This is a genomic window from Massilia polaris (assembly GCF_012927275.1).
In the GTDB taxonomy this organism is placed as follows: Bacteria; Pseudomonadota; Gammaproteobacteria; order Burkholderiales; family Burkholderiaceae_D; genus Telluria_A; species Telluria_A polaris.
Map to the genome: position 1 here is coordinate 95560 of NZ_JABBGG010000007.1, position 12456 is coordinate 108015.

Here is a 12456-nt window from a genome sequence, read left to right on the forward strand (position 1 = left end):
TATTGGGAACACCGCTGTCATTTATAACAGCTTTATCACCGCAGTGGTGATACCTATACTTCGATCCATGATCTGCTGTATGCGGGCACAACGCTTCGCCGGCCAGACAAGGAGAATGACATGAAACAGCAACGCGTACGCATCTATGAACACGGCGCCCCGGAAGTGATGCGCTATGAGCCGGCCCCGGCCGCCATCGCTACCCCGCCACGCGGCCAGGTCCGCCTCGGCCAGCAAGCTGTTGGCCTTAACTTCATCGACACGATGTTCCGTGATGGCACCTTCAGCATGCCCCTGCCGTTAAGCATCGGCGTGGAAGGCGCGGGCGTCATCGAGGAAGTCGGCGAAGGCGTCACCGGTTTTGCCACCGGCGACCGGGTCGCCTACTTTTTCTCGTTGGGCGCCTACGCCAACGTCCGCATGATCGAAGCCGACGTGCTGGTCAAGCTGCCGCCGGACGTGGCAACCGAAACCGCCGCTGCGCTGCTGACCAAGGGGCTGACCGCATGGATGCTGCTCAAGCGCGTACACAACATCAAGGCAGGCGACACCATCCTCGTGCACGGCGCGGCAGGCGGTGTCGGCTCGCTGGTGACGCGCTGGGCAAAGGCGCTCGGCGCCACCGTCATCGCCACCGTCGGTTCGGTTTCCAAGGTGGCGCTGGTGAGCGCGCACGGGATCGACCATGTGCTCGACGCCAGCGCGGCCGACCTGGCAGGCCAGGTGCGCGCCATCGTCCCCGGCGGCGTCGACGTGGTGTATGAATTTGTCGGCCAGGCCACCTTCGCGCAGTCGATCCTGGCGCTGCGCGACGGCGGCCACCTGGTCCACGTCGGCAATGCCTCGGGTTCGCCGCTGCCGAATTTCCAGGGCCAGCTGGACCAGCGCGGCATCCGCTACACCAAGCCAGCTACCAGCCAGTACGTCAACAGCCGCGAGAGCCTGGACGAGTCAAGCGCTGACCTGTTCGCTACCTGGCGTGCCGGTGTCTTCGGCGACGTCACCCCGGTGCGCTATGCCATGTCGGACGTGGTCCGCGCCCACCACGACCTGGCAGCGCGCCGCATTGCGGGCCCGGCGATCCTCGTCCCTTGAATCCGAACCGAAGCAAAGGAGTTTCATCATGAACGCAGTCTTATCCGCCAAACCGGCGCGCCAGGTCCAGTACCGTACCCGCGGCCAGCGCCAGGCTTGGTTCAACCGCCTGGTCAGTCCGTCCGGCCTGGGCGAGCGTATCAAGCCCTTCGTCTTCCTTGACGATTTCGATATCGCACCAAGCGGCAAGCCGCTGTCCGGGTTGCACCCCCATTCCGGCATCGCCACCCTCACGGTCATCGTCTCAGGCGAGATGGAATACATCGACACCACCGGCAAGACCGGCATCCTGCCAACCGGCGGCGTCGAGTGGATGAACGCGGGCGGCGGCGTGTGGCATGGCGCCATCGGCAACTACGCGCTGTTCGACGAGCTGTTCGCCGACGACTTCGTGGACCATACGCCGCAACCAAACTCGACGCCGGACAAGGCGGGCGCACTGAAGCTATACAAGACACTGCGCAGCGCGTTCCCCGACTTCCGCGCCAACATCCACTGGCAAATCGCCGATGGCGACCGTGTGACTACCTACAAGACCTACCACGGCACCCACCGGGGCGAGTTCCTTGGGGTTGCACCGACCGGCCGCAGCGTCCAGTTCGAAACCGTCAACGTCATGCGCGTACAGGACGGCAAGATCGCCGAACACTGGGGCGTGGCCAACCTGTACTCGTTGATCCAGCAACTGACCGCAACATGAGGTGAACATCATGAGTGAGCTGTTGAAAGGAAAGACAAAGTAGCGCCATGACCGGCGCCCGCCAGCCGCGCGCCGGGGTTGAAGCTCCGCGAAAGACGTTGCCGTGATGAAAAATTGTGCGAAGCAAGGAATCCTTTATGAATCAAGGGCTTACCAGTTTGTCAATTTGCTTGCGCACAGTGTTGTCCACAGAAGGTGTGCAAAAGGGCTACTGCGCAGCCGGCACAGCCATGGCTTATCCACTGCCGCATTTTTAGGCGGGACGATAATTCCCTTTAAAAACAAGGTACTTACCGACTGTTGGACGGCTTGCACACAGTGTTCTCCACAGAACGTGTGCAAAAGAACGGGAGATGTTCACAGCGGCTTCATGTGGGCGTGAAACTGATCCCGAGCGCGGGTGAAAAGAGCTCAGGAACGCCGCATTAGCCCAATTGCATAAAATTTTCGCAAGGCAATAAATGTGTTTTAAATCAAGGGCCTTACGCTTGGGTAAACCTCTTCCTCACAGTCTTATCCACAAAAAATGTGCAGAAACTGGCGCCAGGACGGAATTTGGCTCAACATGAAATCGTGCCATCTTTTTAGGCGGCGTGGCTTTGTTCTTTTAAATCAACAGCTTGCAATCGTGCGCGCCCTATTGCTAACAATTTTATCCACAGATTCTGTTTGCAACTGGGGATAAAACGCCCGTTCCAATCGGTCCCTCATCCGATTTGAACGAAGTGGCGCCGGGTTTTCCACTCTGCCTTGATTTTGATCAATGCGATAATTCATATATAAATCATGGGCTTAGATATATGCATGCCCGCTTGCACACAATCTTATCCACAATTCCTGTGCAGAACCCTACTTGCCGTCCAGCTGGCAACACGTTACATTGCCGGGGTTGTCTCAACCGGCTTTCCACTTAATTCAGGAGTTCGTTTTGCTCGCCATTATCCAAGCTGCAGGCTGGCCCATCTGGCCATTGTTGATCGCCTCCATCGTCGCCCTGGCGCTGATTATCGAACGCCTGATCTACCTGCGCCGCGCCAAGATCCTGCCGCCGCAGCTCCTCGATGAGGTGGTTCGTGTCTACCATAATGGCAAGATCACCGGGGAGGTCGTCGAAAAGCTCGAACAGAATTCGCCGCTCGGCACTGTGCTCGCCGCCGCGCTGCGCAATGTGAACTCGCCGCGCGACGTGATGAAGGAGTCGATCGAGGAAGCAGGGCGCGGCGTGGCCCACGTGCTCGAACGCTTCCTGACCACCCTCGGCACCATTGCTTCGCTGGCGCCCTTGATGGGATTGTTCGGTACCGTGGTCGGCATGATCGAGATCTTCGGCGCGCAGAACTCTACCGGGACCAACCCCGCGCAACTGGCGCACGGCATTTCGGTCGCCCTCTATAACACCGGTTTCGGCCTGGCCGTCGCAATGCCCGCGCTGGTCTTCTATCGCCACTTCCGCGCACTGGTCGACAGCTTCATCATCGACATGGAGCTGCAGTCGGTGAAGCTGGTCGACATCGTGCACGGTGCCCGCAAATGATGGACTTTCGCCGCGGCCAGCGCCGCGAGGATCCCGAGATCAACCTGATCCCGTTCATCGACGTGCTGCTGGTCGTACTGATCTTCCTGATGGTGACGACCACCTACAGCAAGTTCACCGAACTGCAGATTACGCTGCCGACCGCGGACGCCGAGAAGGCGCTCGAAAAACCGTTCGAGATCAACGTCACCGTCGACGCCAAGGGCAACTACACCGTCAACAATGTGCCGGTGTCGTTCCACAGTGTGGCCGGCCTGGCTGAAGAACTGAAGAACGCCGCGCGCACCGGCCCCGATGGCCGGCCGCTCGCTGCGCCGTCCGAAAGCCCGGTCGTCATCGTCAACGCCGACCAGTTCGCGATGCACCAGATGGTCATCAACGTGCTGGAAGCCTCGCGCATCGCCGGCTACGACAAGCTGACCTTCGCCGCCCAGACGGGCGCCAGGAAGTAAGAGCGCGGGCGAAGCCGCTTCGCCCGCCATCGCATGCCGAACACGAAACCATCCATCGAATCGACGCTGACCCGCGCCTGGCTGCACCGCGGCCCGCTCGCCTGCGCGCTGCTGCCGCTGTCGCTGCTGTTCCGCGCGCTGGCGGCGCTGCGCGTGCGCCTGTTCAAATCGGGCCTGCTGGCCTCCACTAAACTGCCGGTCCCGGTGGTCGTGGTCGGCAATATCTTCATTGGCGGCACCGGCAAGACGCCGCTGACGATCTGGCTGGCCGAGGCGTTGCGTGCAGCCGGCTTCGCGCCGGGGATCATCTCGCGCGGCCATGGCGGCGAGGGCGGTGCGCCGCGCGCCGTCACCTCCGCATCGACCGCACAGGAAGTCGGCGACGAGCCCCTGCTGATGGCGCGCCGTACCGGCTGCCCGGTTTTCGTCGGCCGCAAGCGCGCCGAAGCGGGGCTGGCGCTGCTGGCCGCCCATCCCGACGTCGACGTGCTGATCGCCGACGACGGCCTCCAGCACTACGCCTTGCAGCGCGATGTCGAAGTGGTGCTGTTCGACGGCCGCGCCGTCGGCAATGGCTGGCTGCTGCCGGCAGGGCCGCTGCGCGAACCGCCCACGCGCCGCCGCGATTTCACGGTGGTCAACGCACCGCAGCTGACGCCGCAGCTGGCCGCGGCGGTCGGCGGCAAACCGTTCCAGATGCGCCTCGCCGGCGAATATGCCGAGCCGCTGGCGGGCGGCGCGCGGATACCGCTGGCGTCCATGGCCGGCAAACGCATCGCCGCCGCCGCGGGCATCGGCAATCCAAAGCGCTTCTTCGACATGCTGCGCGGCGCCGGCCTGGCGTTTGCCGAGCTGCCGCTGCCCGACCACCACGACTTCCTCGACGACCCGTTCGCCACCGTCGACGCCGACATCATCCTGATCACCGAGAAGGATGCAGTAAAATGTGGGCAACTTGAAAACCTGATCAACGACCCGCGCCTGTGGGTCGTCCCGGTGACGGCGCAGCTTGACCGCGCGCTGGCCGAACAAATTGTGGAGAAATGTCGTGGATGCTCGTCTGCTTGATATCCTGGTCTGCCCGCTGTGCAAGGGCCCCCTCGAATACGATAAAAAAGCGCAGGAACTGATCTGCCGCGGCGACCGCCTGGCGTTCCCGGTCCGCGACGGCATCCCGATCATGTGGGCCGACGAGGCGCGCAAGGTGGAGCCGCAATAAGATGGGCTTCATCGTCATCATCCCGGCGCGCCTGGCGTCGACCCGTCTGCCGAACAAGCCGCTGGCCGACCTGGGCGGCAAGCCAATGGTGGTGCGTGTCGCCGAGCGCGCGGCGTTATCCGGCGCTTCGCGTGTGATCGTCGCCACCGACCACCTCGACATCGCGGCCGCCTGCGCGGCCCACGGCGTCGAAGCTTTCATGACCCGATCCGACCATCCGTCCGGCACCGACCGCATCGCCGAAGTGGCGCGCGCGCTCGAACTGGCGCCGGACGACGTGGTGGTCAACCTGCAGGGCGACGAGCCGCTGATCGATCCGGAGCTGCTGTCCGCATGCGCGGCGCGCATCTCGCTCGATGTGCCGATGGCGACCTGCGCGCATCCGCTCTCCAGCGCAGAGGACTGCTTCAACCCGAACGTGGTCAAGGTGGTGCTCGACAAGCACGGGCGCGCGCTGTACTTCTCGCGCGCGGCGATTCCATGGCACCGCGACGCTTTCGCGCAGTCGAAGGACACGCTGCCTGCCGCTTACGCGCCGCTGCGCCACATCGGGCTTTACGCCTACAGCAATGCCTTCCTCCAGGCTTACCCGGGACTGGCGTCGTCGCCGCTGGAAGAAGTCGAGGCGCTCGAACAGCTGCGCGTGCTGTGGCATGGCTATCCGATCGCCGTGTATATTACTGAGAGCGCGCCAGCGGCCGGCGTCGATACGCCCGAAGATCTCGCGCGCGTCCGCCTGCACTACCCGGCGACGATGTGAACGCGATCGCCCTGCGCAAGATCGCTCTAAAAAACGCGAAGCATTTCCCGTTGGCTTATTCAATGACTTTTGTGGTAAGTTTCGTACCAAGGTAGTCAGATATGCATCAATGTGGATTTGTTGCTAAAAATATAATCAAATTTAAATCAGTCTAGGAATTTTCATGCGTCTTATTTTGTTAGGAGCACCAGGTGCCGGCAAGGGCACCCAAGCTAACTTCATCAAGGAAAAGTACAACATCCCGCAAATCTCGACCGGCGACATGCTGCGTGCCGCGATCAAGGCCGGGACCGAACTTGGCCTGGCTGCCAAGAAGGTGATGGACGCTGGCGGCCTGGTGTCCGACGACATCATGATTGGCCTGGTCAAGGACCGCCTGAAAGACCAAGACACCGAGAACGGCTACCTGTTCGACGGCTTCCCGCGCACCATCGCGCAGGCCGACGCCATGAAGGAAGCCGGCATCAACGTCGACTACGTCCTCGAATTCGACGTGCCCGACGAACTGATCGTCGAGCGCATGAGCGGCCGCCGCTCGCACCCGGCTTCCGGCCGCGTGTATCACACCAAATTCAATCCGCCAAAAGTGGACAACGTCGACGACATCACCGGCGAACCGCTGGTGCAGCGTGACGACGACCTCGAAGAGACCGTCAAAAAACGGCTCGGCGTCTACCACAACCAGACCGAAGTTTTGCTCGGCTACTACAACCAGTGGGCGCAGTCCGGCCTGCCTGGCGCGCCGCAGTACCGCAAGATTTCCGGCGTCGGCCCAGTCGATGAAGTGCGCGAGCGCGCCTTCGCGGCCCTGTCGCAATAATCAATCAAAGCGGACCGCGGTCCGCTTTTTTCATGCTCGTTGAATGAGCCTGCGCGCGCTGGAGTAACAGTTGCGCCGGAGCGCCGGCCGCCGGTCTTCCAGGTTTTTTTAAGTTTCAAGGTTTTGCAGTACGCAGTTGTTTGACTGGTAGTCGGTCTTTCGGATGTGTTTGTGTGTTACTTGATTAGAAAAACAGGGGGACTTTTATGGCAGCGAGCTTTCTCGTATTTGCAGTAGCGTGTGGTTTAATCGCGGTGATCTACGGCCTTTGGTCGCGTAGCTGGATTCTCAAGCAGGACCCTGGCAACGCCAGGATGCAGGAAATCGCGCAGGCGATCCAGGAGGGGGCTGCCGCCTACCTTGGACGCCAGTACCGCACGATCGGCATCGTCGGCGTGGTGCTGCTGATCGCGATCGGCGTACTGCTCGGCATGAACACCGCGATCGGATTCCTGATCGGCGCCGTGCTGTCGGGCGCCTGCGGCTTCATCGGCATGAATGTGTCGGTGCGCGCCAATGTCCGCACCGCGCAAGCGGCCACAAAAGGCATGAACGAAGCGCTCAATGTCGCCTTCAAGGGCGGCGCCATTACCGGCATGCTGGTGGTCGGCCTGGGCCTGCTCGGCGTCACGCTGTTCTACTGGTACCTCACCATGCATGCGGTCGGCGACACGCCGCATGACACCATCGAGCCGATGATCGGCCTCGCGTTCGGCGCGTCCCTGATCTCGATCTTCGCGCGTCTCGGCGGCGGCATCTTCACCAAAGGCGCTGACGTCGGCGCCGACCTGGTGGGCAAGGTCGAAGCGGGCATCCCGGAGGACGACCCGCGCAATCCTGCCGTCATCGCCGATAACGTCGGCGACAACGTCGGCGACTGCGCCGGCATGGCCGCCGACCTGTTCGAAACCTATGTGGTCACCCTCATCGCCACCATGCTGCTTGGCGCGCTGGTGTTCGCCGACGCGAGCGCGGTGCAGGCCATGATCTACCCGCTGCTGCTTGGCGCGGTATCGATCATCGGCTCCATCGTCGGCTGCTCGATGGTCAAGGCGAAACCGGGCAAGAAAATCATGTCGGCGCTGTACACCGGCTTGTGGTGGGCGGCCATCCTGTCGCTGATCGGCTTTGCCGGCGTCACCTGGATGGTGTGGGGCGAACAGTCCATGCGCATGACGATGATGGGCTGCGCGCTGGTCGGCATCGTGCTTACCGGCCTGATGGTCTACATCACCGAGTACTACACCGGCACCGAATTCAAGCCGGTGCGCCACATCGCCGAAGCATCGACCACCGGCCACGGCACCAACATCATCGCCGGCCTGGGCGTATCGATGAAGTCGACCGCATACCCTGTGCTGGCCGTGTGCGCCGCGATCCTCACGTCCTACCAGATGGGCGGCTTGTACGGCATTGCGATTGCAGCCACATCGATGCTGTCGATGGCAGGCATCATCGTCGCGCTCGACGCCTACGGCCCGATCACCGACAACGCGGGCGGCATCGCCGAAATGTCGGGCCTGCCGGATTCGGTGCGCGCCATTACCGACCCGCTCGACGCGGTTGGGAACACCACCAAGGCCGTCACCAAGGGCTATGCGATCGGTTCGGCCGGCCTGGCCGCACTGGTGCTGTTCGCCGATTACACGCACGCGCTGCAGGACGTCGGCCATGACATCTCGTTCGACCTGTCGAACCCGATGGTCATCGTCGGCCTGTTCATCGGCGGACTGATTCCTTACCTGTTCGGCGCGATGGCGATGGAAGCGGTAGGCCGCGCGGCTGGCGCGGTGGTGATTGAAGTGCGCCGCCAGTTCCGCGACATCAAGGGCATCATGGACGGCACCGGCAAGCCCGAGTACGACAAGGCGGTCGACATGCTGACTGCGTCGGCGATCAAGGAGATGGTGATTCCTTCGCTGCTGCCAGTGGTGGTGCCGATCGTGGTCGGCATGCTGCTCGGCCCTGCAGCACTGGGCGGGCTGCTGATGGGGACCATCGTCACCGGCCTGTTCGTCGCGATCTCGATGACCACCGGCGGCGGCGCCTGGGACAACGCGAAGAAGTACATCGAGGACGGCAACCACGGCGGCAAGGGCTCGGAAGCGCACAAGGCTGCTGTCACCGGTGATACCGTCGGCGATCCGTACAAGGACACCGCGGGCCCTGCCGTGAACCCGCTGATCAAGATCATCAACATCGTGGCGCTGCTGCTGGTGCCGCTGCTGCCGACAACCGGCTGGATCGCCGTCAGCGCACCTGCGGCAGTGCATGCGCCGGCCGCCATCGCTCCCGCAGCGATCGAGGCGCCCGTCGTGGCCCCGGCGCCTGCACAGTAATCGCCAGTAAGCGCCGTTCCCGCCTCGTCAAGCGGGAACGGCGCCGCTGCGCCGGCTTGATCTCCCCCATGTGCGGCGTATACTGAAACCTCCATCGCAGGAGGTTGTCATGGCACGCAAATTCATCGATTGCCGTGAGTTTCCAAGCGAAACTCACTGCTCCATCACGATTGCCGCGGATACCGAAAACGAGTTGCTCGACGCAGCCGTACAGCATGCCGTGGCCGTGCACGGCCACCAGGATAACCCGGAGTTGCGCGGACAGCTCAAGCAAGCCATCCACGAAGGTGCGCCGCCGGCTTAGCGGGCGTCGCAGCTTGTGCGCTGCATCGGGAAGTCGATTCCCTTCGCCTTTCCGCCCAGCGTGCCTTCAATGCGCGCGTTGAGGATCGTTTCGCCATCGCGGCGGTAGATTACGCGCTGCGGAAAGTCGTGCGCCGGGTCCTCGAACACGGCGTGGTTTGCGCTCGCCTCAGTCAGCGCGAAGGTCGTGGTCGCCTGGCCCGATGGCATCGCGATGTAGGCCAGCCTGCCAGGCGCCGTTTCGCGGATCTGCAGGAATTCATGCGCGACCGTTTTGCCGCCCTTGACCGTGCGGCTCAGTCCCAGCATCGTGCCGCCGGCCGGCGCTGTCCATTGTTCAAGCGATCCCGCTTCGGCGCCGCTGGCGCGCCAGCATCCTTGCAGCCACGCGACCCTGGCGACAGGATCGGGCGCGGCATGCGCGGCGCAGCTGCAGAAGGCGAAGGCTGCAGCCAGCAGCGATGGAAGGCGTGGAGTAAAAATCGTCATCAGAAGACACACATGTTGTTGGCGGCCTCGCGCAGCGAAGCGCGGAAGTCGGGATGCGCGATGGCGATCATCGCCTGCGCGCGCTGCTTGGCCGATTTGCCGCGCAGCTGGGCCACGCCATATTCGGTCACCACATAGTTTACATCGTTCTTGCTGGTCGTCGCGTGGGTGCCCGCGGTCAGCATCGGCACGATGCGCGAGATGCTGTTGTCCTTCGCGGTCGAAGGCAGCACGATGAACGATTTTCCGCCGCGCGAGCGGTTCGCCGCGCGCACGAAGTCGACCTGGCCGCCGGTGCCGGAGTAGGGCAGGTGGGCGATGCTCTCGGAGCCGCACTGGCCCAGCAGGTCGACCTGCAGGGTGGCGTTGATCGAGACGAGCTTGTCGTTCTGGCCCGCGATGTACGGGTCGTTGGTGAAGTTCGACGGGTGCATCTCGATCATCGGATTGTGATGGATGAATTTGTACAGCTTCTGCGATCCGAGCGCGAAGGTAGCCACCATTTTGCCGGGCATGAAGGTCTTCCTGCGGTTGGTGACGGCGCCGGAGTCGATCAGGGTGAGGATGCCGTCGCCGATCATCTCCGTGTGGATACCCAGGTCATGCTTGTGCGTCAGCTGCATGACGACGGCGTCGGGAATGCCGCCATAACCGATCTGCAGGGTCGAGCCGTCGTCGATCATGTCGGCCACGAATTTTCCGATCGCTTCCTGCACCTGGCCGATCTTCGGCAGGCCTACTTCGAGGATCGCGTCCTCGCTCTCGACCAGCGCCGTGACCTGCGAGATGTGGATGTGGCACTGGCCATGCGCGAACGGGACGTTGGGATTGACTTCGAGGACCACCGCGCGCGCCTTCTCCACCGCCGCCATCGTGTAGTCGGTGCCGAGGCTAAGCGCGAAGAAGCCCTGTTCATTCATCGGCGAGGCCATCGCGAACACCACGTCGGCCGGCATCAGCCCGCGCTCGATCAGCACCGGGATTTCGGAGAAGTAGTTGGGGATGAAGTCGCACCACCCGCCCTGGCCGGCGCTGCGCGAAGCGCCTCCCAGGAACAGCGCGGCATGGCGCACGTGGTGCGCCGTCTCCCGTTCGAAGTAGCCGAACTTGCGCATCGCGAGGATCTGCGCGACCCGGACATCGTGGAAGCGGGTGCGCTGCGCCGACAAGGCGGTCAGCAGGGCGGGCGGCTCGCCGACGCCGGTCGGCACGACGATCGTATCGCCATCGCGCACATGCTCCAGGGCATCTTCCGGGCTGCAACGTTTTACGACGTATTGTTCGTGTGGTTTTTGCATTGCTGTCTCCTCTTATCCGGCCCATGCTAGCCCGGCAAACTGACCGCGCGCTTACTCGTCTGCATTGTTACGATGTGTATCGGCGCGCGTGCGCGCCAGCTGCATGGGCAATAATGACAGCATACGCATCAGGCAGCCGGAGGGCACCATGGGATTCGCGAAAATTGTAACGATTCTGTCAGTCGCGCTGGCGACCGCTGGCGGCCCGGCCCTGGCGCAGCAAGCGACGGCACAGGCCAAGGCCCCCGAGGCGCTGCCGCTCAAGCCGGATCCGTCCAAGCTGAAGAAGCCGCCGCTCAAGCGCCGCTCGGTGCAGCAGCGCATCGAACGCGTGCCCACTCCTGCGCCCGTCGTCACCGACGGCTACCGCCCGACCCTGAACCCGCGCGGCCCGATCATCGCAGGCCAGCCGGTTCCCGCGCTGCCGCCGCCATCGCCGCCGATGCCTTCGCAAATCAACAGCTGCGACGGCGGCGGCTGCACCGACACCAGCGGCGCCCGCTACACCGGCGGCGTCGGCAACACGGTGCTGGACCAGAACGGGCGCAGCTGCACCCGCACCGGCACCACCGTGCAATGCTTTTAATGCCAGTTTTTCGGTCTGCCCAAGCAAAAGTTCGCTACAATCCTGCTGGTTGACGTTTACGTAAACGTTAAAAAGAACTTTTCTGAGGAAAACCATGCAAATCCAAAACAATGTCTTCATCGTTACCGGCGGCGCGTCGGGCCTCGGCGCTGCGACCGCGCGCATGATCACCGAAGCGGGCGGCAAGGTCGTCATCGCCGACGTGCAGGTGGACGCGGGCACCGCGCTGGCAGCGGAACTTGGCGGCCAGTTCGTCAAGTGCGACGTGACATCGGAAGCCGACGGCCAGGCGGCGGTTGCCGCTGCCGTCGCGATGGGCACGCTGCGCGGCCTGATTAACTGCGCCGGCGTCGCGCCAGCGGTCAAGACCGTCGGCAAGGACGGCCCGCACCCGCTCGACATCTTCCAGCGCACCGTCAACATCAACCTGGTCGGCACGTTCAACATGGCGCGCCTGGCGGCTGACGCGATGTCGAAGACCGAAGGCGGCGACTCCGGCGAGCGCGGCGTGATCATCAACACCGCATCGGTGGCGGCGTTCGACGGCCAGATGGGCCAGTGCGCTTACGGCGCCTCGAAGGCGGCAGTAGCCGGCATGACCCTGCCGATGGCGCGCGACCTCGCGCGCAACGGCGTGCGCGTGATGACGATCGCACCTGGCATCTTCGAGACCCCGATGCTGATGGGCATGCCGGAAGAAGTGCGCGAGTCGCTGGGCAAGATGGTGCCGTTCCCGCCGCGCCTCGGTCGCGCTACCGAGTACGCCCACCTGGCCAAGGCCATCATCGAAAACACCATGCTCAACGGCGAGACCATCCGCCTCGACGGTGCGATCCGCATGCAGCCGAAGTAATTGATGTA

At 63.2% G+C, this 12456-nt stretch carries 14 protein-coding genes; 12 read left to right on the top strand and 2 right to left on the bottom strand.

Translation table 11 applies throughout. The features are described 5' to 3' along the window. The first annotated feature begins 120 nt into the window (after positions 1-120). From HHL21_RS13535 to HHL21_RS13580, 10 genes are all read left to right on the top strand, one after another. Positions 121-1095, top strand: a complete 975-nt coding sequence (locus tag HHL21_RS13535) for a quinone oxidoreductase family protein (RefSeq protein ID WP_169466707.1) — start codon at positions 121-123, stop codon at positions 1093-1095. Between the two features lie 28 nt (positions 1096-1123). After that, complete coding sequence (locus HHL21_RS21710; protein ID WP_169466709.1) at positions 1124-1795, top strand: ester cyclase; 672 nt, start codon at positions 1124-1126, stop codon at positions 1793-1795. 928 nt (positions 1796-2723) lie between these two features. Beyond that, positions 2724-3329 carry a MotA/TolQ/ExbB proton channel family protein gene (locus HHL21_RS13545; RefSeq protein ID WP_169466711.1) on the top strand — a complete coding sequence of 202 codons (606 nt, stop codon included), beginning with the start codon at positions 2724-2726 and terminating at the stop codon, positions 3327-3329. After that, on the top strand, positions 3329-3781 hold the full coding sequence (locus HHL21_RS13550; protein WP_169467104.1) for an ExbD/TolR family protein: 453 nt from the start codon (positions 3329-3331) through the stop codon (positions 3779-3781). The genes HHL21_RS13545 and HHL21_RS13550 overlap by 1 nt, the downstream gene beginning before the upstream one ends. A 33-nt stretch (positions 3782-3814) precedes the next feature. Beyond that, positions 3815-4849 carry a tetraacyldisaccharide 4'-kinase gene (lpxK, locus tag HHL21_RS13555; protein ID WP_169466713.1) on the top strand — a complete coding sequence of 345 codons (1035 nt, stop codon included), beginning with the start codon at positions 3815-3817 and terminating at the stop codon, positions 4847-4849. After that, positions 4830-5000: a Trm112 family protein gene (locus HHL21_RS13560; RefSeq protein WP_131422485.1), complete on the top strand. Its 171-nt coding sequence runs from the start codon at positions 4830-4832 to the stop codon at positions 4998-5000. Before lpxK ends, HHL21_RS13560 begins: the two co-directional genes overlap by 20 nt. Before the next feature lies 1 nt (position 5001). Then, entirely contained in the window at positions 5002-5760 is a 759-nt protein-coding gene (kdsB, locus tag HHL21_RS13565; RefSeq protein WP_169466715.1) for a 3-deoxy-manno-octulosonate cytidylyltransferase, read from the top strand. 163 nt (positions 5761-5923) lie between these two features. Then, entirely contained in the window at positions 5924-6580 is a 657-nt protein-coding gene (gene adk, locus HHL21_RS13570; RefSeq protein WP_169466717.1) for an adenylate kinase, read from the top strand. A gap of 206 nt (positions 6581-6786) precedes the next feature. After that, positions 6787-8919 carry a sodium-translocating pyrophosphatase gene (locus tag HHL21_RS13575; protein ID WP_169466719.1) on the top strand — a complete coding sequence of 711 codons (2133 nt, stop codon included), beginning with the start codon at positions 6787-6789 and terminating at the stop codon, positions 8917-8919. Between the two features lie 109 nt (positions 8920-9028). Further along, positions 9029-9223, top strand: a complete 195-nt coding sequence (locus HHL21_RS13580) for a DUF1059 domain-containing protein (RefSeq protein WP_169466721.1) — start codon at positions 9029-9031, stop codon at positions 9221-9223. On the opposite strand, the gene HHL21_RS13585 is transcribed toward HHL21_RS13580, so the two are convergent. Together HHL21_RS13585 and HHL21_RS13590 are read right to left on the bottom strand one after the other, a co-directional pair. Continuing rightward, the gene (locus HHL21_RS13585; protein WP_169466723.1) at positions 9220-9711 is read right to left on the bottom strand and encodes a DUF6265 family protein; all 492 of its coding nucleotides are present in this window, start codon (positions 9709-9711) and stop codon (positions 9220-9222) included. The two genes, HHL21_RS13580 and HHL21_RS13585, sit on opposite strands and share 4 nt — an antisense overlap. After that, positions 9711-11009, bottom strand: coding sequence for an acetyl-CoA hydrolase/transferase family protein (locus tag HHL21_RS13590; RefSeq protein ID WP_169466725.1), 1299 nt, complete (start codon positions 11007-11009; stop codon positions 9711-9713). Before HHL21_RS13590 ends, HHL21_RS13585 begins: the two co-directional genes overlap by 1 nt. 148 nt (positions 11010-11157) lie before the next feature. Between HHL21_RS13590 and HHL21_RS13595 the strand changes: the two genes are divergently transcribed. Together HHL21_RS13595 and HHL21_RS13600 are read left to right on the top strand one after the other, a co-directional pair. Continuing rightward, positions 11158-11595, top strand: a complete 438-nt coding sequence (locus HHL21_RS13595) for a hypothetical protein (RefSeq protein WP_169466727.1) — start codon at positions 11158-11160, stop codon at positions 11593-11595. 94 nt (positions 11596-11689) lie between these two features. Continuing rightward, the gene (locus tag HHL21_RS13600) at positions 11690-12448 is read left to right on the top strand and encodes a 3-hydroxyacyl-CoA dehydrogenase (protein WP_169466729.1); all 759 of its coding nucleotides are present in this window, start codon (positions 11690-11692) and stop codon (positions 12446-12448) included. Positions 12449-12456 lie beyond the last annotated feature (8 nt).

Excerpts from the sequence above, each read along its gene's own strand:
- HHL21_RS13595 (WP_169466727.1), top strand. The coding sequence starts at position 11,158 with ATGGGATTCGCGAAAATTGTAACGATTCTGTCAGTCGCGCTGGCGACC.
- HHL21_RS21710 (WP_169466709.1), top strand. The coding sequence starts at position 1,124 with ATGAACGCAGTCTTATCCGCCAAACCGGCGCGCCAGGTCCAGTACCGT.
- HHL21_RS13600 (WP_169466729.1), top strand. The coding sequence starts at position 11,690 with ATGCAAATCCAAAACAATGTCTTCATCGTTACCGGCGGCGCGTCGGGC.
- HHL21_RS13535 (WP_169466707.1), top strand. The coding sequence starts at position 121 with ATGAAACAGCAACGCGTACGCATCTATGAACACGGCGCCCCGGAAGTG.
- HHL21_RS13580 (WP_169466721.1), top strand. The coding sequence starts at position 9,029 with ATGGCACGCAAATTCATCGATTGCCGTGAGTTTCCAAGCGAAACTCAC.
- adk (WP_169466717.1), top strand. The coding sequence starts at position 5,924 with ATGCGTCTTATTTTGTTAGGAGCACCAGGTGCCGGCAAGGGCACCCAA.
- HHL21_RS13590 (WP_169466725.1), bottom strand. The coding sequence starts at position 11,009 with ATGCAAAAACCACACGAACAATACGTCGTAAAACGTTGCAGCCCGGAA.
- lpxK (WP_169466713.1), top strand. The coding sequence starts at position 3,815 with ATGCCGAACACGAAACCATCCATCGAATCGACGCTGACCCGCGCCTGG.
- HHL21_RS13575 (WP_169466719.1), top strand. The coding sequence starts at position 6,787 with ATGGCAGCGAGCTTTCTCGTATTTGCAGTAGCGTGTGGTTTAATCGCG.
- HHL21_RS13585 (WP_169466723.1), bottom strand. The coding sequence starts at position 9,711 with ATGACGATTTTTACTCCACGCCTTCCATCGCTGCTGGCTGCAGCCTTC.
- HHL21_RS13550 (WP_169467104.1), top strand. The coding sequence starts at position 3,329 with ATGGACTTTCGCCGCGGCCAGCGCCGCGAGGATCCCGAGATCAACCTG.
- kdsB (WP_169466715.1), top strand. The coding sequence starts at position 5,002 with ATGGGCTTCATCGTCATCATCCCGGCGCGCCTGGCGTCGACCCGTCTG.